The 24,328-nt window shown below is 49.0% G+C and carries 10 protein-coding genes and 1 pseudogene; 9 read left to right on the top strand and 2 right to left on the bottom strand.

Translation table 11 applies throughout. The features are described from left to right. Positions 1-15 precede the first annotated feature (15 nt). Entirely contained in the window at positions 16-3,015 is a 3,000-nt protein-coding gene (locus tag RAHAQ2_RS13290) for an RHS repeat-associated core domain-containing protein (RefSeq protein ID WP_015697735.1), read from the top strand. Positions 3,016-3,144: 129 nt separating this feature from the next. On the opposite strand, the gene RAHAQ2_RS13285 is transcribed toward RAHAQ2_RS13290, so the two are convergent. Further along, positions 3,145-4,008 (bottom strand): LysR family transcriptional regulator, encoded by an 864-nt coding sequence (locus tag RAHAQ2_RS13285; protein WP_015697734.1) that lies wholly within the window; start codon positions 4,006-4,008, stop codon positions 3,145-3,147. 267 nt (positions 4,009-4,275) lie between these two features. On the opposite strand from RAHAQ2_RS13285, the gene RAHAQ2_RS13280 reads away from it, so the two are divergent. The 5 genes and pseudogenes from RAHAQ2_RS13280 to RAHAQ2_RS24980 form a co-directional block, all read left to right on the top strand. Further along, positions 4,276-7,158, top strand: a complete 2,883-nt coding sequence (locus tag RAHAQ2_RS13280; protein ID WP_015697733.1) for a Tc toxin subunit A — start codon at positions 4,276-4,278, stop codon at positions 7,156-7,158. A gap of 111 nt (positions 7,159-7,269) precedes the next feature. Beyond that, a complete protein-coding gene (locus RAHAQ2_RS13275; protein ID WP_015697732.1) occupies positions 7,270-11,724 on the top strand; it encodes a Tc toxin subunit A-related protein in 4,455 nt (1,484 codons plus the stop codon). Between the two features lie 52 nt (positions 11,725-11,776). Continuing rightward, on the top strand, positions 11,777-16,180 hold the full coding sequence (locus RAHAQ2_RS13270; protein WP_041682449.1) for a SpvB/TcaC N-terminal domain-containing protein: 4,404 nt from the start codon (positions 11,777-11,779) through the stop codon (positions 16,178-16,180). Positions 16,181-17,915: 1,735 nt separating this feature from the next. Further along, entirely contained in the window at positions 17,916-19,181 is a 1,266-nt protein-coding gene (locus RAHAQ2_RS26220) for an RHS repeat-associated core domain-containing protein (protein WP_420802815.1), read from the top strand. Positions 19,182-19,519: 338 nt separating this feature from the next. Further along, positions 19,520-19,687: pseudogene (locus RAHAQ2_RS24980) on the top strand (integrase core domain-containing protein); the annotation flags it as partial. A gap of 709 nt (positions 19,688-20,396) precedes the next feature. On the opposite strand, the gene RAHAQ2_RS13250 reads toward RAHAQ2_RS24980, so the two are convergent. Continuing rightward, on the bottom strand, positions 20,397-21,233 hold the full coding sequence (locus RAHAQ2_RS13250) for a MipA/OmpV family protein (RefSeq protein ID WP_015697727.1): 837 nt from the start codon (positions 21,231-21,233) through the stop codon (positions 20,397-20,399). A gap of 206 nt (positions 21,234-21,439) precedes the next feature. On the opposite strand from RAHAQ2_RS13250, the gene RAHAQ2_RS13245 reads away from it, so the two are divergent. Genes RAHAQ2_RS13245 through RAHAQ2_RS13235 form a run of 3 tightly spaced genes read left to right on the top strand, consistent with a single transcriptional unit; the run spans position 21,440 to position 23,993 of the window. Then, a complete protein-coding gene (locus RAHAQ2_RS13245; protein WP_015697726.1) occupies positions 21,440-22,117 on the top strand; it encodes a response regulator in 678 nt (225 codons plus the stop codon). Continuing rightward, positions 22,117-23,505, top strand: coding sequence for a sensor histidine kinase (locus RAHAQ2_RS13240; protein WP_015697725.1), 1,389 nt, complete (start codon positions 22,117-22,119; stop codon positions 23,503-23,505). The genes RAHAQ2_RS13245 and RAHAQ2_RS13240 overlap by 1 nt, the downstream gene beginning before the upstream one ends. Before the next feature lie 50 nt (positions 23,506-23,555). Beyond that, on the top strand, positions 23,556-23,993 hold the full coding sequence (locus RAHAQ2_RS13235; RefSeq protein WP_015697724.1) for a hypothetical protein: 438 nt from the start codon (positions 23,556-23,558) through the stop codon (positions 23,991-23,993). Positions 23,994-24,328 lie beyond the last annotated feature (335 nt).

Below are 24,328 nucleotides of genomic sequence, written 5' to 3'. Positions count from 1 at the left end.
CCAGGGAATAATCTCATGGTAAACAGTATTTATTCTGGCACGCCTGTAATCAGTGTCACCGACAACCGTGGCATCGCGATACGCACCCTTAACTGGAACCGCACACGTGCGGGCGATCCGGCCAGCCTGCTGATCACCCACAGTCTGGTGTCCAACGACTCACTGACCGTCCGTGCCCGGGACCCGCGTCTGTTTACCGCCTGGCAGGCTGAGTCTTCCACCGCAGCCAGTCTCACGACTTTCAGTTCGCTGAACGGCAGCCCTTTACGCCGTGACAGTACCGACAGTGGTCGGGAAGCCATGCTCTCTGATGCCGGGGGCCGCGCGTTCTGGTCCCGTGACCCGGCGGGTACGGTCATGCAGTGGGTATACGATACGCTGGGGCGGACGCAGTCGTCCACCCGGCAACGCAGTGGCAACCCTGACACCAGCACGTCCGCCGTGCTGGTGTACGGCGACAGCGATGCGCAGACAATCAATCCGCAGGACGATAATCTGCGCGGTGTCTGTGTCAGACAATACGATGAAGGCGGGCTGTTGACTACCGGCAGCGTTGCCCTCAGCGGTACGGTTCTTTCCTCTTCTCAGACTTTCCTGCGGGAGGCTGACGGGTTGCCGGACTGGCCGGACGACAACGCCGGACGGCGGACTCTGCTGGAAGAAACGGCCTATACCACCATGCTCCAGACGGATGCGCTGGGGGCGGCCCTCACACAGACCGATGCCAGCGGACATGCCGTCAGCGTTACCTGCGATGTCAGCGGTGTACTGCTGACGCAGACCCTCCAGTTGCAGGGGCAGTCCCCCGTGCCGCTGCTGACCGGGATGACAATGAACGCGGCAGGGCAGATTCTGACTGCGCATACCGGTAACGGCGTGACCACCGCCTGCAGTTATGAGGCGGCGACGCTGCGCCTGAGTGAGATCGTTGCCACGCGGGACAGTGATACCACGCATTTGCAGTCGCTGAAATATCTCTACGACCCGGTGGGCAACATCACTCATGTGGATGATTCCACCGTCAGTACCGCCTGGTTCAGTAACCAGAGTACGGATGGCGTGCGGCAGTTCGTTTATGACGCGCTGTATCAGCTTATCCGTGCCAGCGGGCGTGAAAATGCCGCGCACGGCGCGCAGGACAGCCATCTTCCGGCCACCGGTGACCAGTGCGTGCCTTACACGCGAACCTATGCCTACGACGACAGCGGCAACCTGAGCACCCTGACGCACACCGGTGCGGTGAACAGCACCATGAATATGGTTACGCAGCTTACCTCCAACCGCAGTATCCGTCAGGACAATAACAGCAGCCTGACCCCGGCGGGTGTGGACTGGGATAGCTGGTTCACGCCGGGCGGGCAGCTGAAAACCCTGCAGACGGAAGGCGGTAAACCCGCCAGCGGCTATACAGATGCCACCGGGCCGCTGACGTGGGATGCGAACAACCAGTTGCAGACGGTGACGCGGGTGAGCCGCAGTGAGGCGGATGCAGAACAGAACGACCGCGAGATATATCAGTACCGGGAGGGGATCCGGGTGCGTAAACAGACCCGTACGCTGACGAATGCCGGCAGCGGACTGTGGACGGTGAGCGAAGTGCGTTATCTTCCGGGGCTGGAGCTGCGTAACACCTGGCAGGAGACGGTGAGCAACGGTGTCAGCAGTCAGCCCGCGTACCGTGAACAACTGGAGGTGGTGACCACACAGGCGGGGCGCAGTCAGGTACGGGTGCTGCGCTGGGTGAAGGGGCTGCCGGCGGGGCTGGAGAACAACCGGATACGCTACAGCCTGGATGACAACATCGGTTCCTTACAGCTGGAACTGGATGAAACCGGCCAGATCATCAGCCGGGAGGAATATTATCCGTTCGGCGGCACGGCGGTATGGGCGACCCGCAATGAGACCGAAGCGGCGTATAAAACGGTGCGTTATTCCGGTAAAGAGCGTGACGGCACAGGGTTGTATTACTACGGATATCGCTATTATGCCCCGTGGTTATGCCGCTGGACGGCGGCTGATCCGGCCAGGGAAGTGGACGGGCTGAACCTTTTCATAATGGTACATAACAATCCCGTTACTCAATATGATACCGGCGGTCTGATAACCACCGGCGCAGAGGCCCGGCAGCGTGTTATGCGTGAGTTTGTCACCGCAGCGCACATGGCACCGATAGAATCAGCCGCCCGGGAGAAAAACGCCATATTGAGTTTCCGGGAATCCGGTGTTTATACCATAGATGCTCTGAATAATGGTGCGGCTGCTAAGGGGCATAATATCCTGGAGAAAACGATAAAAGATAAGTCTGTTAATGCAGTTTACGGCCAGGATTCAGCACAGATGCTGGAGAATGCCAAAAATGCAGGGCTGATTGGACTGGTGGGGCATTGGGGGGGCGCTGCCGGCGCAGTTTCTGGCATTTGGGTTCATAATATTGAAAAAGCAAAAGACGAAATTTTTGCGCTTGACCTGTCCAGAAACGAGGATCTGACCCGGTTCAGGGACAATATTGCTGCCAAACGTATCGTGCCTTACACCGGGGATTATGATATGCACGATATCGTCTCAAAAAGCAGTGGCGCAGCGCCGGCAGTAGGCAGCGAAGACGAGACTGGCATTCGTCATGCCATCAATAAAAATATTGCGGTAGTCGATCCTTCCCGTCCTTTCGAAGCGACTCACATGAACGCCGTCCGTCACGGCGCACAAAATAATTTTGTGCCTTATATGTGGCAGGAAGAGCGGCATCTCGTAGAACAAAGTCAGGGTTATCTGGGCGTTGTCGCCAGACCCGGGCCTTTCCCGGTGGCCATCGTTGACGGAGGTGACTGGACTGTCGTGGATACAGAAGCGGAGTGGCGTCACTATTTTCGTTCACAAAAGATTTCGCAACCTGAACACTGGAGCGCCTTCCCCGAAAATATTCCGGGATTGCATACCGGCCTGCGTAATACACGTCCCGGTTATGTTTTAACGCCAAAACATCAGCATTTGTTGAGTCGCGCAGCAAGTTTTTAGCAAGACTTGCCACCAGGGATTAACAAAAAGCCCGCTTAAGTTTCCTTAAGCGGTTTTTTTTAATTTTGCTCCTCTGGCTGGGATGACCTTTACCAGACTATAGACATTTATTTCTTAGTGAGTGCCATTTCATTTTAACTGAGTGCAAATTTCTTCTATTTGTTTTGCGTTGCTTGTCAAAAAATACGCTTTGTAGGGGAGCCTGAGTTTTTTGTGATCTGGTTCGGTAAAACAAACACCCGGATGATTAATAAACGATACGATTTTCTTGGGAAAAATCCCCATATAACCCCCTTTTGCAATAAGTTCAAGGTTTGTAGCAATGTCATGTTTGCTGGTAGTGATTGTGGGTGCGATCTTATTCTCAATCAAGCTATCACTGATGATAGAGATAAGCGTATGCATAATCTTGTTCGAGGCATTCTGCAGAATGGGCAATTCTTTAATTGTTTCAGAAATAGGCTGGTCTTTATATTTACAGGGTATTGCCAGGCAGCATTCGACTGAAATAAGCTCAATTGAACTGATCATTTTATCATGGGTGAAATGATTAAGAGAGATGATTGCACTGTTCGAATAGTTATTTAATGTACTGCAAAGTGTCGACTCGTCAATACTTTCGTGTAAAATATTATCGAAATGAATGTTTTTATTGAGGGAAATTATTTGATGACTAATAAAATCCGGGCATTGTTCATCCACGATGAATGTCACAAAATAATTTTTTTTACGTCTAAATAGAGTTGATTCCAAAGAGTCGAGGGTCTGGTAAAGAGGGTGTAATGCTTCGTAGAGATGTTTTCCAAACTCTGTTAACTCTAATAAATTATCTTTTTTAAAGAATAGCTTTTTTCCAAGATCTTTCTCTAACTCCTTGATAATTTTGTAAAGTGGAGAGTATGTGATGCAAAGATCATCAGCAGCATGCACAATGCTTTTTTTCTGAGCTACTCGTATAAAATATTGAACATTTTTAGCTATAAAATTACTCATTTCAAATCCCTATGTGTTGAGATATCGCGTAAATATTCCATACAATTTAAAGAAAATAGTCCACTCAAGATAAAGTTAATTTCCTCTTAAAAAATGAAAAGATAATGTGCAAAAAATGATCTTGAAGACGTTCTGGAATAACGGGTAATCTCGTCCTTGCACTTAATAAGGGTATTGTTAATTTAGAATGTAAAAACGCTGCAATTTCTGGCGGTTTTAAATACACTCTGGAAAAACAATAATCATAATACATCGAGGATTTAGGTTATGAGTTCACACAGTAAGCTTATTAACACCATGGAAGATGTTTTGCAGATGAACACAAAGCTGCAGCAAAGTGGTTATCAATCTACATTTGATATTATTAAAATGAGTAGGGATGAATTCGCCCAGAAACATCGTCATGATTTTAAGCAACAAGCCGCCTCAGTTTACGATTTAGCTGCCGGTTTTTCACAACAGGTAAATCGTATATTCAAGGAAAAAAGTGTCATGAATATGCCTGGTCAGAGAGATAACCCGGGCGGTATACAAAAATCAGGACCCACCTGGCAGTCATTATTCGATGAAAATTGGGCGGCCTATTGTCTGAAATCAGCGCCGGAAGCAAATGACTCTCCAGTTTCATATTTGGCATGGCTATATACGCAGTCGTTAGCCTGGGAGAATTCCACGGAAAATACTGCTGATATTTTTAAATTGGCCGTTAGGCGCCCCGATCTGCCGGTATTATTTATTAATGATAATGCCATTAACCAGGTCGTTCCATCGCTCGATATTGTTAATAATATCCTGGCGACTGCCATTATGACCACCGCAGGCGATGATGCGGATAAAACACTGGCGACAACACGCTACCCTAATTCTTTACCCTACACATTTCCCCAGCAACAGACTCTTTTGTCTTTGGCGCAGTGTCAGCTTAATTTGACCGATATGATTGCAGAAATGGATATTGCCTGGCCTTATTTTTTGGCCGTAACCAGCAATACTGGCTTACGGCAAATCGCCTGGGAAATGGGGGGGGAACTGGCTCCCGAACAATATCAAATCTTACAAGACCTGCCCGTTGACCCGGCGAGTTTGCCGACGTTCTACATGACAAATTTCGGTATTAATGCCGATTCCTATAGTGTGTTCGAACCTCTGACAGTTTTTTCTCAACAAGCCGCACTTACGGTGCGTGAGGTTGAGGAATTGATTGCGGGCACAGCCGGCGGATATAACGTGACCGTTTCTCCAAATTATCTCTCACCCTCAGCACCTGCGACCCCAACACCGAATAATTATGGTGCTGTTTTTATCAATAACGGCGTAGATCCTATTGTTATTACCTCATCAACGGATCCGGAATTAGCAAATCTCTCCGATGATCGCATGGACCGGATCAATCGATTGATTCGTTTGCAGAAATGGCTGGCACTCCCTTACAGTCAGGTGGATTTGCTGGTGACTGCCGCCATGAATGCTGAAGAAAACACCTTGCGGGTGATGAACGATAATACCTTAAGAATGTTGGGTATCTTTAATTATTACTCCAAAAGTTATGGGACCACGCCGGCACAATTCGCGGCGATAATCAATGAAATCACCCCTTATGCTATTGCTCCGGAGGTGCCATTTATCGATCAACTCTTTAATTCGCCTTCTCTATTTGAAGAGCCTTTTGAAATCACGGATGAACAATTTGATTATACTGATCCAACTGAACGGGTTGTTAAGCAACTCTGCGCAGGGCTGGGCATTAATGAGGTTCAGTTCCGCTTTCTGGGCGATCAAATTTGCGCAAGTCTGACTCGTCCGGCTTGTGAACCGGGAGAAGGAACGACGACGTTACCCTGCTCATTAGCGATAGTATCAGCATTTTATCGACTGGTTAAATTACCTGAACTATTAGGTTTAAATTTTGACAATGGTATTGCGTTAATGCAATTAATTGATAAAACGCTGTTACCTCAGTTGGCTGCCATACCCTTTATTAGTCCTGCCGAAACACCTGCCACTGACATTCTCGATACACTTATGGCGATGTCTGATGCTTGTACCTGGCTGCGACAACATAATCTTTCGCCTTCGCTGCTGCTGGCACTTACAACGTTAGATAACACGGAAGAACAACCAAAATATACTACCGCCGCACAATTTAATTTAATTGCAGATATTAATCAGCAGCTTGTTTCATCATTATTAAGCGAAACTATCCTCGAAACGTGCGGTGTACCTAATGAAACTGCGGGGGGGGGATCCATTAATTGGATGGATACGTTAAGTTCTCTCATTGATGCAAACGGTATTATTTTACCGGTAGTGACCAGTGCAGATGAAACTGTTTATAACGCCCTTTATACAGAAATTGATACGGTGATCGGAAGTATTGATTTTAATAGCCCGCTTTCAGATGATGAAATTGACGCCATTCTGACAAACCTGATTTATCAAACTAAGCTCTCGCAGGATGGGATTGCGAACAGCAGTATTGCCAAAAACTACACTCTGGCACAGGGCTTACCCCCATTCTTATTAACATGGGCGAATTCCAGTAGCTGGCAATTTCTCAGTCAGTGTTGGGCGCTGAAAGATATTTCCGATCCACAAGACCCCGGGATCCTTGCCTTTTTATCACTGATGCTGAAACTGGGGTGTCGGGCAGAAATGACCCGTGAATTTACATTAACCCCTGCGATGTTAAACGCCTATTTAACCTGGCCAGCCTGGTTCGGCGTAAATGATAACACGATTAATTTAAGGACGTTTTATCAGTTTAGCCGCTATGCCGATGCAATGATGGTGATTACCACTGATGAAGATGCCTTGCTGGCCTATCTTAAATGGGTTAATGGATCCAATGCGGTGACACCCATCAGCGCGGCAAAAGCGCTGGCGAAATTACTTGGCTGGGAGGCCAGTGAAGTACAACTGGCCGTGAATCATATTGCGCCTATTACACCTGAACCTGAATCTGAAACAGACAGTATTGCGACGACGTTAACGCATATTGATGGAGTGATGCGCCTGCAAAACCTCGCGGAGCAGAGCGGTCTCTGTGTAGAAATACTGCTTCAGGTGGCGGCGCTTAACCCTGACTCAGATTACGAAACCTGGCAACCTGTCGGGGAATCGCTGGTTGCGGTGCAGGGAACCGCTTCATAAGAGTAATGCGCCACGGGCGCTTATCCGTTAGCTCTTTTATTTAACGTGTCGGAATTACCGCGATCGCTGTGGTAACCCCGCCTGTCTAAAATTCGCACAGGAATATTATTTATGACAACGTCAATTTCTGCACAATTAAATCAGACGCACCGTAATGCGTTGCTTTCTTATTATCTCGGTCAGTATGTAGAAAATAATGCTGATTTGTCACCTTATATTAAAACACCGGAAGATGTGTATGAATATCTTTTGATTGATCCAATGGTTTCTAATGATGTGACGACCTCTCAGGTGGCGGCAGCAATATCCAGCATCCAGCAGTATATGAACAGCATGGCGTTAAATATGGAGCCGGATTTTAATAGTAGTAATATTGATAACGACCAGTTACAGGGCTGGAAAAATGGGAATAATCAGTACGCTATCTGGGCAGGGGAAATGGAGTTGCAAAACTACCCTGAGGATTATATTGATCCGACATTACGCCAAAATAAAACTACCTATTTTCAGGATCTGGAAACCATTCTTAATCAAAACAAGATTAATTCTGATACAGCACAGGATGCCGTTCTTAACTATTTGAATGAGTTCGAGCAGGTGGCCAATCTGGATATGGTAAGCGGTTATCTTAATGGCGTTGATGTGACAAAGGACAGATACTATCTGCTGGGGAAAACGAGGGGATCCTCAGCGAAATATTTTTGGCGTACTTTCGATATGGCTGAGAATGTTTCAAATGTTATTTCTGTAAATGCCTGGTCAGAATGGAATGAAGCCACATTATCTATCAATGACGATGCGCTTGTTGGCACCGTCAGGCCGACTATCTTTAATAATAGACTCTATGCTGTCTGGTTTGAAAGAATGGTGACAGGACAGACAGTGAGTGAAGATGGAACAACCGTTGATGATATTATAACACTGACCTGTAATACCTCATATTTGCGTTTTGATAATACCTGGAGTGCAATCTCCGTGGTAGGTTCACGTGAAGGTAATCGTAGCACGAGTTTGTTGTTGTCTGCAGAGGCTAATGACTATTTCACTATGGCTTTGTGCAGCAACAAAACTGAGCAGTCGGAATCAGCAACGGGTTTTTTCTGTTTGTATGTGACAGTTGAAGATGGTATATATCAGACGTTTAGCGTGGGAGTTGACGCATGGTTCAATCCCGTTCTGTATGAAGATACTTATGTTTCTCCCGTATGTAGTGTTTTTGGAACGGCCGATGGTCAAAAATTAATTCAGTATACAATACCGGGCGATGATGAAGTTATTATTACTTCTGTTTCAGCTGTAGACAGCGGTGATAACTTTAACGGTGGGATACTGTCTTACATTGATAATATTTCCATAGGCGACATGAGTTTAACTAAACAGACAGATAACACTTATATAATTTCAATACCATTGAAATATTCTGTTGACCCATGTACTTATCAATTTTACAAGATCAGTGGTGCTTCCGGGGATATCACTAGTTCGGACATATCAATTGAGTTTTGCGATAATATAGCCTATTTAAATGGCAGTGTATCTATTGACCTGGAGGATCATGCTGATCTCAGCGGTGTCGATATGAACATTCAGGACGACCGCGGTGTTTTTTACTCCGATCCAGTTTATCAGAGTGACGAGAATATAGAATATAATTCTGATAATGAAAATTATATATTCAGTAATTACCCGATGGAATATAAAGAGCTAAAAGATAAGCTTTGGAATAGTGAAGTCGCTAATTTATATTTTAACTATGGCGGTGGACATGTTTCTCCAAACTTCTACATGGATCAACCTGATAAAGACCCCATCACTTGGTGGGCCAAAGCCTTTGTTGGGGACTGGGGTGCGGAGAATAGCCCGCTTGCTCAAAAAATAATTTATGCGGGTACTGATGAAGAATACGCCGTCAAGATCCCTGGCACTATAGGTATAACAACCTTTGTGTATGGGATTGAAAGAGAACAACAAGGAGGAGACCCGTACAGTACTATAGCATGGCGTTCATTTAATATTACTGTGACCTCTATGGACACAATTCTTACACCTTCATTGTCAGAATATACTGATTCTAAACTCGGCACTGCTGTATTTCTCGATTTTCAGTCAATGACTTTTTCCGATGGCACGCCAATTAGTCCTATTCGCCTGAATACGTTATTTGCCAAAGAGCTGATTAATAAAGCCAGCACCAGTATTGATGCTTTGCTTTCCTGGGATACGCAGATGACCGAGGAGCCTGCACTGGTTGCCGATGGCGAACCTGCCCCCATGGATTTTAATGGTGCCAACGGGCTTTATTTCTGGGAGTTATTTTTTCATATGCCTTTCCTGGTGGGGTATCGCCTGAATCAGGAACAGCAATATGATGAAGCCCTGAGTTGGCTAAATTATATCTTTGACCCCACCGCGCGCGGCCGTGATAACGATGAACCGGATTACTGGAGCGTCCGGCCTTTGGTCGAAGAGAGTAGCCCCGAAAGTCTGGCTGACTCATTACAAAATCCCGTCGACCCGGATGCGCTGGCCACTGCCGATCCTATGCATTATCAAAAAGCACTGTTTATGGCCTATGTCCGCAATATGATCGCAGCCGGTGATGCAGATTACCGTTTGCTGACCAATGATGGACTCAGTCAGGCGAAACTGCGCTATAGCCAGGCCAAAAATCTGCTGGGACCGCGCCCGGATGTGCAACTTGTAAACCGCTGGCAGCCAGACACGCTGGACGTCATCGCGGGTGCAACTGATCCTCAGCTAAGCCAGCTGGAGAACACTTTAGCAGACAGACTTTATGCCTTCCCCGGTAAGATGGCCACTGCCCTGCAAACCGACATCAATCCTAATTTCGTTCTGCCACTCAACACGCAGCTTTTGAATTACTGGAATGTGCTGGATTCCCGCATGTATAACCTGCGACACAATCTGAGTATCGATGGTCAGCCGCTGAATATTCCGCTGTATGCGACGCCAGTGAACCCTACCGTACTCATGCAGCAATCGGCGCAGGGCGGTTCACTGACGAGCGCCAGTGCCGGGCTTTCAGCGATGATTCCGCCGTATCGATTCCGCAGAATGTTGCAAAGTGCTTATGGTGCGGTGAGTACGCTGACGCAATTTGGTCAGACATTGCTCAGTTTTTATGAGCGCGGCGACAATGCGTCATTACAGCAAATGCAGGCACAGCAGATGGTGGATATTTCCAGCTTCACCATCAGCTTACAACAGCAGGCTATTGATGCGCTGAATGCTGACCAGACGGCGCTTGAAGCCAGCAAGACCATCGCCGTGGAGGCCAGTAATCACTATTCTACACTGTGTACCAATGGGGTGTCCTCCAGCGAAAGTCAGGCGATGAATCTGCAAACCAGCGCCAGCTCCCTGCTCACGGCAGCCGAACCGCTTATTGCTGTGGGGGCCGGTATGAATATGGCACCTGATATTTTTGGATTTTCCGATGGCGGCTCGAAATGGGGCGGTGCGGCTTACGCATCGGGCTTGATCCTGCAACTGACGGGTCAGAGTCAGGAACTGGTCGCCAGCCGTATTCAACTTTCCGAAGAATATCGTCGTCGCAATGAGGAGTGGCAATTCCAGGCCGATCAGGCCGATCGCCAGATCACAAATATCGACGATCAGCTTGCTGCGCTGGCAATACGACAGCAGGCTGCACAGACCTCGTTACAGCAGGCGCAGGCGCAACAGGCAAACCTGCAAACAACGCTGAACTACCTGACGTCTCGTTTTACCCAGGCTTCGCTTTACAACTGGCTCACCGGGCAACTATCCGCACTTTATTATCAGGCTTATGACGCAGTGGTATCTCTGTGCCTGAGTGCAGAGGCTTGCTGGCAATATGAAATGTGCGATACCGTGACCCGGTTTATTCAGCCGAATACCTGGAACGACACGTATCACGGGCTGCTGGTGGGAGAATCTTTACAACTCAATCTGCATCAGATGGAGTCCTCCTGGCTTAACCGTAACCAGCGTCGTCTGGAGCTGACTAAAACACTGTCGCTGAAATCATTAATTAATGATGACACAACCTGGAACGCATTTATCGCGAAGGGCACGCTGAATTTTGCCCTCAATGAATCACTTCTGGACAGTGATTATCCTGGCCATTATCAGCGGCAGTTGAAATTTGTCACCGTCTCGTTACCGACATTATTGGGGCCTTACCAGGACGTGCGGGCAACCTTGACACAAACCTCCAGCAGTACGCTGCTAAAAGCGGATATCGAGGGAGTGAATCACCTCAATGACTCTGACACTGGTAGCAACACAAACATTATCAATAACCTGCGAGCCAGCCAGCAAGTGGCGGTTTCAAGCGGCCTGAATGACAGCGGGCTGTTTGAGCTGAGCTTTAGTGACGAACGCTATCTGCCGTTTGAGGGAACAGGGGCGGTCTCGGCCTGGCAACTGAGCTTCCCTAATCCGACGTCTGCGGAACAAAGTGCGCTTCTTGCAGCGTTGAGCGATGTGATTGTTCAGGTGCATTACACCGCCGTCTACGGTGGTTCCACTTTTGAACAGTCGGTCATCGCATCGCAACCTTAATCCTTTAATTCATTGAGGCCACCGACGCATGTCGGTGGCGGGAGAATTGTGCATGACACAGCAGAATCAGTCTCGTTCGGTGGCAGTGACGCCCCCCTCCTTACCCAAAGGCGGCGGTGCGCTGCCTGGCATGGGTGAAGCGCTAGGCAATATCGGGCCATCTGGCCTGGCAAGTCTTTCCATTCCTTTACCGGTTTCCGCAGGGCGTGGTTATGGCCCGGATATTGGGCTGAGCTACAGCAGCAGCGCCGGTAATGGTGTTTTTGGCCTCGGCTGGGGCGTGAATATTCCTTACATCAGCCGCCGTACCTCTCAGGGCGTGCCTCAGTACACCGGTCAGGATGAGTTTTTAGCACCGGGTGGCGAAGTACTCATGCCTGAGCGGGATGAAAATGGGCAGGTGATTACCACCACCTGTGCCGCTTATGGTGAGATTCAACTGAACGAAACCTGGCAGGTCGTTCGTTATTCCCCCCGGATCGAAGGTGCCTTTACCCGTATCGAAAGCTGGCAACATGACACTGCGCAGTTCTGGCTGTTGCACGGCACAGACGGTCAGTTGCACTGCTTTGGCAAAAACGCCAATACGCAAATTGCCGATCCGGATAACACCACCCACATTGCGGTGTGGATGCTGGAAGAGTCGGTTTCTCCCGGCGGAGAGCATATTCATTATCGCTATCAGCCGGAAACCACCGATGGCATAGCAGAAGGTTCGGTTGAAGCCAGCCGCGATTGTCGCAGCCAGCGTTATCTGGTGGGGATAGACTACAGCAACGTTGTGGCGTCGCCCGACCTCTATGCATGGCAGGATCTGTCAGCCAGTCAACACTGGTTGTTTACGCTGGTCTTCGATTATGGCGAACGTGGAATGGATCCTGATACCGCACCGTTGTTCACGGCAACCGGGCCATGGACATTGCGCCAGGATCCTTTTTCCCGTTATGACTATGGCTTTGAGATCCGTACTCACCGGTTATGCCAGCAGGTACTAATGTTCCATCATTTTCCTGACGAACTGGCAGAAGAGGACACCCTGGTTTCCTGTCTCCGGCTTGAATATCAGCAGGATCCCCGCCTCACTGTGCTGGTGGGCGCTCAGTCAATGGCCTGGGATGACGCAGGAACGGTACAGTGTGTGCCGCCACTGGACTTACGCTACAACACGTTTGAACCGCGACTGGATGCGGACCAATGGCAACCGTTTGACGCTATGCCGGGGGTGGATGAAAGCCCGTTTTACCAGCTGGTGGATCTCTTTGGGGAAGGTCTTCCCGGCATTTTATACCGTGCCGGACAGCAGTGGCGTTATCGCGCGCCGGAACGGGGCTCTGCTGAAGGGGATTCGGTCAGTTACAGCGCCTGGCAGCCCCTTCCATGGCAGCCCTCGCTACAACCTGCAAAAACACGGCTGATGGATATCACCGGCAATGGCAAGCTGGACTGGCTGGTGACACAGCCGGGACTGGCGGGGTTTTTCTCACTCAGCCCTGATGCCCAGTGGTCGAATTTTACGGCGTTCAACACCTTGCCGAGCGAGTTTTTCCATACGCAGGCACAACTGGTGGATTTGACGGGTGACGGTCTGAGCGATCTGGCGATGATAGGTCCGAAAAGTGTGCGGTTTTACGGCAATCTGCGCGAGGGATTCGCCCCGGCACTGACGGTCAGCCAACGCAATGACTTGACGGTTGCCGGGCGTGATGCCCGGGAACTGGTGGCATTCAGTGATGTGCTGGGTAGCGGTCAGCTGCATCTGGTACGCATTCGTTACAATGACATTACCGTCTGGCCAAATCTCGGGGGCGGCGTCTTTGCCGCGCCGTTCCAGCTCGCCGCACTTGATTTTGACGAACAGACGTTTAACCCCGAACAGGTGCTGTTAGCCGATCTCGATGGTTCTGGTACCGCCGATCTGCTGTATAGGGAAAGCGATCAGTTGCGTATCTGGTTTAATCAGTCAGGAAACAGTCTTTCCGCGCCGGTCACATTGCCGCTGCCGGAGGGAACGCGCTATGACAGGCTGTGCCAGGTCAGTGCGGCAGACGTCCAGGGGCAGGGAATGGCCAGCCTGATATTTTCACTACCCCATCCGACCCCCCAACACTGGCGTTACGATTTTGCCACCGCGAAGCCCTGGTTACTCAGCGGGACGAATAACAATATGGGCGGCGATACCTCGCTTATTTACCGGAGTTCTGCTCAGGAATGGCTGGATGAAAAAAAGGAAAATACTCAGGCAGTTAGCCAGCTTCCTTTTCCGGTTCACATTGTGTCGCAGGTGGTCGCTACCGACGAAATTACCGGCAATATCCTTACGCAACAGTATCGCTATCGCAAAGGGGTTTATGACGGCAATGAACGGGAATTTCGTGGTTTTGGCTATCTTGAGTTGCAGGATAGCCAGAGAGACTGGGCCAGTGATGGTAGTCCCATCAGTTTTACACCGCCCTTATTAACAAAAGGTTGGTATCACACCGGTCAGCAGCAGGATGAAGCGTCTTTGTATGGTACGCCGTATCAGGATCCACTGGCCTTCGCGATAAGCCCGACGTACTTTAGCGAATACAGCGAAGAGGATGAAATGGACATCCCGTTACAGGCTGACGACACCGACTCATGGTGGCTTTATCGGGCGCTGAAAGGACAGTTACTGCGCAGTGAAAGCTATGGTCTGGACGGTGGAGATCAGGAAAACATCCCTTATCAGGTGAGCCTTAACCGCTATCTGGTTCGTCGGGTACAGGTCGCCTGTAGCAGCCAGCCGTGCGTGGCGCTGGTTGCGCCGCTGGAGCAATGGAACTGGGGCTATGAACGGCTGGCGGTTGACCCACAGGTGAGTCAGCATGTCACAATACAACGTGATGAGTTTGCCACGCCGCTTTGGTCTGTGAATCTTAATTACCCCCGCCGTGACCAGCCAGCCGACAACCCTTATCCGGACACATTGCCACCGACCACCTGGCAAAGTAGTTACGACGATCAGCAGACATTCCTGCGCATCAGCGAGCAGCGTTGCAGTGTTTACCACCTGGTTGACAGCCAGGCCTGGCGTCTGGGGCTTGCCCATCAGCAACGGCAAAATTTTCTAAGCCAGCCGGCTTGGCGCGGCGGCGGCCTGCGTTATGAAGATCTTATCTCTCCTGACGGATTATTGGGCCATACCCAACCACGCACTTTTGCCGGGCAAAGCGAAGTCATTTATCAGGGAGGGGATGCGCCCGATTTTACCGCGCTGGTGGATCATTGCGTGGTGGCCGAGTTGGATGATGCTGCGCTGGCTGCCTATGACGGTGCACTGGAAAGTGAAGCGTTGCAAAACATGCTGCTGGAGGCGGGTTATATCCAAACGGAACGGGTCTTAGAGGCCGAGGGAGCGGACGAGGCATTAGTGTGGGCAATTGAACAGGGTTTCACCACCTTTAAAGCGCTTGATGGTTTTTATCGGCCCGTTACCGTGCAAAGCACCGTCCTGACCGGTCCGACCACCTTCGTATGGGATGATTACAACTGCCTGATCGTTGCGGTAACGGATGCCTTAGGCAACACGATGTTCAGCGCTGCCGATTACCGCTTTTTACAGCCCTGGCAGGGGGTAGATATCAATGATAACACCCGGGAAGTTCAGCGCGATGCCCTGGGAAATCTTATCGCGACAACGTTTTATGGTTCCGGGCAAGGTGTGGCAACAGGTTTTGATTCATTAATGTCAAGCCCTGTGACACCGGGTCAGAGTGTCGCGGATGTGATTGCCAGCGCCGGACAGTCAATCCAGCCGCAGGCCAGCAGGGTTGCCTATGATCTCTTTAGCTGGATGGGGCAGGTGATTCCACTTTCCTTCACCTCTGATGAGTGGCAGCGTCTGGTGTCACTGCGTTTCCTTACGCCGCAAGGTTTTATCCGCAGTGCCGGTCATCAATGGCTTCGTCATCAGAAGACCGCAACCGGACTCTCCGCTGCTACCCGTCAAATCCTTGGCGAGGCAAAAATCTCTCCTGTTCAGGTGGCGACCCTCACCGCAGATCGTTATCCCGATGATTGTGCGCAACAAGTCAGAGTGGCAGTTGCTTATCAGGATGGCTTTGGTCGCCCGTTGCAAGCCTGCGGCAAAGTTTCGCCAGGTGAAGCCTGGCAACGAGATGCAGACGGTGAGTTGGTGGTGGATGAAAACGGGCAACCGGTAATCATTGACGCCGCAACTCGCTGGGCAGTCTCAGGCAGGGTGGAATATGACAATAAGGGGCTGGTGGTACGTCAATATCAACCTGGGTTCGTTGACGACTGGCAGTATGTAAAAGACTGCGCGATGCGTGCAGAGGGTTACGCCGATGATCACTACTACGATGCATTAGGGAGGGAAAACAAGGTGATTACGGCGAAAGGTTACCTGCGCAAAAAAAGTTACTACCCGTGGTTTGTGGTCAGTGAAGACGAGAATGACACACTGACAGCATAACCTTTCAATGGGTCCGGATAATCTGGACCCATTAAAAAATCAGAGGACGATAATGAAACAGCAAACGAATTTGTACACTCAGACGCCAGATATTGGCGTCTACGATAATCGGGGATTATTAATTCGCGGTTTGCGTTATAACCGGGCCAGTCTGGATGATGCGCTACAGGAACTTATCTCGCAAAACAGCTATACCGATCAGGGTTTTATCAAGCAGAGCACAGATGCGCGGCTCTTTGCCCGTATGCAGCATGGTGAAAGTGTTGTGCCGAATATTACGACGATCTATTCCTTGTCGGGCCAGCCGCTGAAAACGGAAAGCGTCGATGCGGGTAGTTCATGGCAGATGGGAACCTGTGAAGGACACTTTTGTTGGGGGCAAGATAGTGAAGGTAATCAGTGCTGGCATCAGTATGACAACATTGGCCGGCCTGTCATGGTCACCGAGCAGGCAATGGATCAGGCCAGTTGCGTCAGTGAACGGTTCATTTACGGTAGCGATAAATCACTCAATCAAAATAGCAGGCTGATAGCGCATTATGATCCCGCCGGTGTAGAAAAAAACCTTGCCTACATGCTGACCGGACAACCGGCAGGCATCAGCAGGCAACTGCTTGCCGATATGGATACACCGGCAAACTGGGCTGGAGAAGATGAAAGCGCCTGGCAGGTCGCGCTAAACCCGGAAAGTTTTCAGACCAACTGGGACTATGACGCGACGGGCAATACCACCTTGCAAACCGACGCCAGGGGCAATCAGCAACGCTGGGTATGCAATGTTGCAGGGCAGCTTCAGGAACATTATCTCACGTTAGCAGGAGACACGGAGAAAGTGACTGTCAGTGATATTGAATATTCCGCTGCCGGTCAGATCCTGCGTGAAACCGCAGGAAATGGTGTGGTTACACAGTATATTTATGAAGCGGAGACTCAGCGTATTACGGGGGTTACCACACTGCGTGGGGACAACACAACGCTGTGTGATCTGCGGTATGAGTACGATCCCGTCGGCAACGTCACCTTTGTCACCGATCTATCTCAAGACGTCAGATTTTACAAAAACCGCCGTGTGACGCCGGATAAAACCTATTCCTACGATGCGTTATACCAGTTGATCAGCGCCAGTGGTCGTCAGAATAATACAATAGTTCACCAAGGCCCTGAGCTTCCCGCCCCGATTGTTGACAGCAGTAATCTTGTTCCCTGGAACCGAAGTTATACCTATGACGCTGCGGGCAACATGACGCAATTCTCACATCTCAGCGAGCAAAATTTTACTCAACAAACGGTTATTGCCACAAATAACAATCGTGCGCTACTGCAAACGGGCGACGTGAAACCTGAAGATGTTGACGACAGTTTTGACGCAACTGGAAATATATTAATGCTTCAGCCCGGTCAACCCATGATCTGGGATCAGCGTAATGAATTGCAGCAGATTACACTCGTGCAGCGCAGTAATGAGAATGACAGTGACTGGGAGCGTTATTATTATGCAGGAGGACATCAGCGGATTGCCAAAAAAGCCCAATTAAATAGCGGGCAGAATACACAACAGGTGTTGTATTTACCGGGCATGGAAATACGTTGTACCCGTGCTGGTGAGAATGTCTCAGAACAAATCGTGACAGTGAATATCTCCGCGGGGTCTGCGCAGTTGCGCGTACTGGTCTGGGAAACAGGGGGAGATACCAGCATTACCAGTCCGCAATGGCGTTACAGTCTCGGTAATCTTATTCGGTCACAAAATATTGAACTTGACGAGGCAGGGAATGTATTAACCATTGAGGAGTATTTTCCATTTGGCGGTACTGCCGTATGGGCAGGGAATAGCAGCGAAGTAAAATATAAATATGTCCGTTACAGTGGCAAAGAGTTGGATAGAAGCGGATTATATTATTATGGTCTTCGTTATTATATGCCGTGGTGTTGCCGTTGGGTTAGCGCCGATCCGGGGGGTATTGCCGATGGCCTGAATTTATATTGCATGGTGCATAATAACCCTGTTTCATATCATGATATTGGCGGTATGATCAGTGATGAAGCAAAAAATGAAATTAAGGGATACGGATGTAAACCTTCACAGGGAAAAAATTCACATTTTATAGTTAAGGATATTGCTGAAGGGTTAATCCATGTTTCCATTAAAGGAACTAATGAACAATTAAGTCCTTTAGGATTTAAATTTTCCAGGGAAACCAGTGAGCCCAGAACCATTGAATATCTGGCTATTTCCTCAAAATATTACCGCTCGTCGGTTGTAGGGGGGAGTACAGTAATAAATCCAGTCACCTCAGCAGGAAAAGATTTGCAAGCCCTGGGTAAGGTCAACGCATTAAATAAAATGACAGTGGTAATCAATGGGGGGTTTTATAACATGGGTCAAAAGGCAGCAGGAAATGAACCTGAAAACACCCCCATAGGCCCCACTGTGTATAATGGGAATACTCAGGTAAAGTCACTACCCGTTCCTTCCCAATATGCTAATGACTATCATTCACTCTCATTGGGATATCAGAGCAAGTTAAGTAGTGCACCATTATTATCTTCCGGTGGTCAGCCCCGCTTTGAATCTCTCCCGGCGAATGATGCAAATTATAAGTTAAAAAATCCCAGACAGATTCCCGAGCCAGGAACGCTGACCCATGCGGCACATCCTAATCCAAGGGCTGCGATTATTTCAACGAGGAAGATTGTTGACGAGGGGATGCAGCGGTTGCTGATAGGAAAAAGTACCGGAGAGAGGGGGGCTTTAAGTTCTAACGGCTATACATTGTCAGAATGGTCAATGGTAGTGAACAGAATTAACCAGTTAAACCCAATACCAGGTACTGCGCTAAATTTAGATGGCGGTGGGTCTGCTTATATTGGTGTTATTGGTAGCAACGGAGAGAAAATCCTTGAATCCTCTCAGCTAGAGGGAGGGCGAGCCGCTGCGAACTTTATTCGTTTTTCTCATTATCCGCCACAAGCAGGACAGAGTACGTCAACAAGACTGTAACCTTGTTAATTAAAAATGGAATAAATTATGAAAATAATCATGGTGATCAATATGCTATTTTTTTGCCTTTCATCTGGTTGCAGCAAAAACAGTAATCAGGTCGATGTTTCAGTTCACAAGATAGAAGTTCATGCCGTGACTGATAATAACGATAAAACAAATGTTAGCATCGTAGAATAAATATTAGCAGCTTGCGAAATCACCGTGCATAAATATCCCGGTTATCAACACGCCTGGGGTACGAGCAATACGCATGTGCATTGAGAAAGTAAATAGTCAAACAGGTTGCTGATTTGAATAAAAAGCCCGCTTAAGTTTCCTTAAGCGGGCTTTTCTAATTCCACTCGCTGAAGGTGGAATGTATCCACGGTGAGCGCTTTATCAGCCGGGAAATCATGCGGACGACGGTGTTTAGTTATATCGAGTGTGATTACAATCGGTGGCGACGTAACAGCGCCTGTGGCGGACTCAGCCCGGAACAGTTTGAAAACCAGAACCTCGCTTAGGGCCATGTTCACATTACGTGGGTAAGATCATACTCCTCTAATCCTGAATGGATTTATCAGGATCACTCATGGTCAGAATTAGCGCTTGAGCAATCTCTTCCTCTTCTGGCACTCTTTATAGAATCCATATCAATAGGTAAGATAAAATGAAGGTTAATTAGAGTTTCATTCGGTTACACCGACTCACTGTTCAGTTCATGATGTACTCAGAAATTATCACTGTCAGAGTTCATGAAAAAAATACAGGTAAAGGATTATCAGATGCCGTCTCTATACACACTCAATGACCTACTCGGGTTGCTTGTTTTTTCCCGCAAATATCACTTTCTCCACAATGATCTGGCCCCCCTGTTCATTGCATGGGCTGAAGATCAAATCACCGAAGGAAATGATTCAGAGACTCTTTTGAACCTGGGCATAAGATCGAACGTGATTTAACAGCCGTTCTGTGCCAGAAGCGGATGTTGCATCTCTTGATGTGAAAAGGCCAAACGGCAAAATCTATTCATCGGGCAATGCTTTAATATTAGCGGACGTTATTGCTGTAAGTTTTCGTGTAATCTTTTCTACAAAGTCGTTTTAATGCTTTAACGTGAATATAGCATGACGCCAGTAACCCTTTATCCTTACGTCCTTTGTGAGTACCGCCCCATCATCTGAATCGGGGCGGATCGAGTGTGTATTTATTGACAGTGCAATCGAACAATGATCAGAAGCGATATGTCACTTTCAAGCTTCCATTGGGCGATGCTTTTCGTTGCACAATCGGGCTGTTGCGTGCATCACCAGCCAACTGCGTAAAGCCTGTCGCGGCCACTACACTCCAGTCCTGGTTGAACTTGTGCGTCCAGTCCATATTCATTGAATAGGCATAAATCCCGGAACCGGCATCATATTGAGTAAACCCCGATGCGGCTGACTGTGATGAACTTACCCCGTAGTAAGTTTGCATATAGTTGCCTGTTCCCCAACTGCTGGTCAGCGCCATCGTCACGGTATTTTCCGATGAGCTATAAAGCGGGCTGATAATGCTGAAATGCAGGGCCGCGCCATTGTCCCGCTGAGAAAACGGCACCTCAGCCTGCAATTGTAAATGAAGCCAGTCGGTGACCTTATACCCCAGACCCAATGCCCCGATAGCCGAGCCTTTGACATCGCCCATACCCCGTAAGTCGTCACTGCCATCGCTCATTGAGTCGCTGTCCACGTCATGATCCTTACGGCCTGCGCGATAACTCAGCGCAGTACTGTAATCCAGCTTGCCGATGCTGTTGCCGTAACCGATACCCCGCGTGGTACTCACGAAGAACCCATTATGCATCGAGTAATCAAGCACCAGGGCTGTCGTGACGCGGTTCTCATCCGAACCAGAATAAAGTGGCGTAACATCCACGCCTCCTCCCAACGTTAAGGCGTTACCCTGTTGTGGTTCTGCCGCAAGTGTTGGGGTGGCCAGTAACGCCAGCAGCGCGCCCGGCAGCATTTTTTTCAGGGTGCGTCCTGAGAGTAAATAGGGGAACTTATGACGCAGTTCGAAGTTGCTCATTAAAGAAGTCCTTATGGATTCAAATGATTACGATACAAGCGGGTTTTAAACGCCAGAACGCTCAGTTTGAATACGCACCCTAAAGTTCTCATGAGCTAAAAATGAAGAAATACTTAAGCACGTGCCGGTGACACAAACCTGATAAATTTCCTGATACCGTTTTTTTCTTCAGACGTTCTTCATTCACTGCTGATAACGTAACTATTGTGAAAATTCTCCTCATCGAAGACGACCTGGATCTCGGCAACGGCGTACGTATTGCCCTTGCAGATCAAGGATTAGATGTCATATGGGTTCGCCGCAAAGTGGATGCGCTGCATCAACTCGATGCCTGCGTGCCGGAACTTGTGTTGCTCGACCTCGGACTGCCTGACGGCGATGGCATGAGCCTGATGGTGTACTTGCGCCAGCAGCTCAAGGGGATCCCCGTCATTATTCTGACCGCGCGAGGCACTCTGCAGGATCGCCTGTGCGGGCTGGATGCCGGTGCCGACGACTATCTCGTCAAACCTTTTATTCTTGCCGAGTTATTGGCCAGGGTGAGAGCCCTTGCGCGACGCAGTTACGGTTTTGAGAATGAGGTGATAGAAATTCGTGGGTTATCTCTCCACGTGCCGACTCGTCGCGTGACAGTGAGCGCGCGGAATGTTGAGTTGACGGCAAGTGAATACGCGCTGCTTGAAACGTTAATGATGCGCACTGATCGCGTGCTTACACGAAGGTTTCTGGAAGAAAGGATATTCGGCGCAAAAGAAAATATGAGCAATGCACTCGATGTGCATATGGGTAATTTACGTCGCAAAATCGGCGACGGCTATGTACGAACGGTGAGGGGCGTAGGGTATGTCATTGATACTGTGCCGATTCAGAAAGGGGCTGGTTGATGCGAAATTTTTGGCGCCACCTGAGAACTCCAACGCTCGTACGGCGAATTATGATCGCCCAGATGCTGCTGCTTACACTGCTTTGGTGTCTTTTTCTGACCTACATTTTGTGGGAGAACTTGCGTAGCCCCCCTATGCTAACGGGCAACAATACCTACGAAACCATTCTTACATTGGTTGATCGTATGGATGATCGCCCGCAGGATCTCACCGCCGTGCTGGAAAAGTTCAGCACAGCGTTGCGGGAAGGTTATGGCGGAGGTGAAGATCCGAAACTGTCAATCAGCCTAATCGTCCGGAAGAATAAAGAGATAATTTATTCATCTGATGGCGCTCCGGCAGGGGTGACAAACACCCGATATGGGAAAATTCAGAGCATCCGGAGTGGAGGCCGCACCTGGACTAGCCGTACTCTCAAGTCCGGGAGATCCGATGCGGAGGTAACACTTGTCACCCCTGCCGGAGGCTGGAACTTTTTTATATACCTGAACTCGCGTGGATACTACATATTGCCGCTACTGGTGTGCATTCCTTTTCTTTTGTTTCCCGCGTGGCTGTCAATCCGTATTGCAATGCGACCCTGGAACAAGGTGGTAAATGAAATTTCCTTACGAACTTCAGAAGATCTCTCCCCCTTAAAAGAAGTGCCAAAGCACATGGAGCTTCGCCAAATGGTGGACGCTACTAATCTATTTCTTGCCAGGGTGCGAGAGAGTTCTGATAGGGAACGGGTTTTCATTGCAGATGCCGCTCATGAACTGCGTACCCCACTGGCTGCGATGCGAATCAATGTGGAGGCTTTGCAGTCCTATGTAAGCAGCGATAATCAACAGGAGTTGCTTGCAGGGATTATTCGCAGCAATAGCCGTGCAGCGCGTCTTGTCAATCAGTTGCTGCTGATGATGCACAGCGAAGTGCGTATTGACACTGTTATGGAGCCTGTGCCGCTGACAACGCTCATACAAGAGCGAATGGCTGCACTGGCACCGCTAGCGGCTGAGCGCAGGATTGAGCTCGAATTCTACTCTGATGATGAAGTCTGGATCACAGGCGTCAGGGAACGCCTGATGTCGCTGATTGATAATTTAATTGAAAATGCCGTGAAGTACAGCCCTGAGGGCGGACGGGTTGAGGTCGATGTAGGATCACTTGATAAATCTACTCAGCTACGTGTTTCAGATGCAGGGCCCGGCATTCCATTTGAATTGAGGGAGCGCGTGTTCGATAGGTTTTTTCGCGATCCCAATCAGATACAAAGCGGGAGTGGACTGGGGCTAGCAATAGTCAAAGCGGTTGCGCAGCAACACAACAGCAGCGTATGCCTGAGTACGTCTGCAGAAGGTGGGCTCATGGTGACTGTTGACTTTCCAAACCACAAGTCCGCCTGAAAGAAAACATGATTTTGATACCAGCCCAGCGGAGGGCCTCTGTCAGAACAATGGAGTTGAAATTGAAATATTTGACCCTGTCTGTACTATTATTTTCTATCTCAATCAGCGGGTGCGCCATAACCATCAGCGAATTAAAAAGCAGTCAATCATCTTATGACGGCAGCTTCACGAGCAAGACGGAGCCCTCCGATACCTATCGAACCTTAAGACACATGGCAAGGCAGTGCCTGGAATATGAGGCATATTCAGGGAATCCGGTCATCGTATTAAGCGAGTTTGACGGTGAGCGCAATGAAGGTGAGATCAATCAAAAGCTCCTTGCGCAGGGACTGTTGATTAACAACACGCTAATTCAAATAGAAAGACATGATGGGGGCAAAGCACAGGTCAGCCTATACACAACCAAGAACATCTTGAGTGTGGGCATCCGGTCGCCAAATATAAGTGATATCAAGCGCTGGGCTGACGGCGATAAAGCTTGCTAGAACGACACGCTCGTCAATACCGTGAAGCATCTCAGGCCATATGGCTTAATCCCCGTTGATTTACGCACCGCGATTTAAGTAATGCCTTCATCAGTAATGAGAACAACTGCGGACTTCCGCTGTTCGCTCACAGAGGACTGCCCGTCCGCATCAGGCAAGCTCTGTGCCAAAGGCGGACATCGCAATGTATTAAACAACGCGAGCGGGTCAACTGAATCTGTGTGAATAATTTCACAGAAATAGCACTGACATAATCATCTGTTCTTATGCCAAATCAAACATCATCCGGTGGTTGAATGTTTTACTACATATTCTTCTTTGCTGACAGGAGTATA

It is taken from the genome of Rahnella aquatilis CIP 78.65 = ATCC 33071 (genome assembly GCF_000241955.1).
GTDB lineage: Bacteria > Pseudomonadota > Gammaproteobacteria > Enterobacterales > Enterobacteriaceae > Rahnella > Rahnella aquatilis.
Note: the sequence above shows the minus strand (reverse complement) of the source record. Positions and strands in the feature narration are given on the sequence as shown.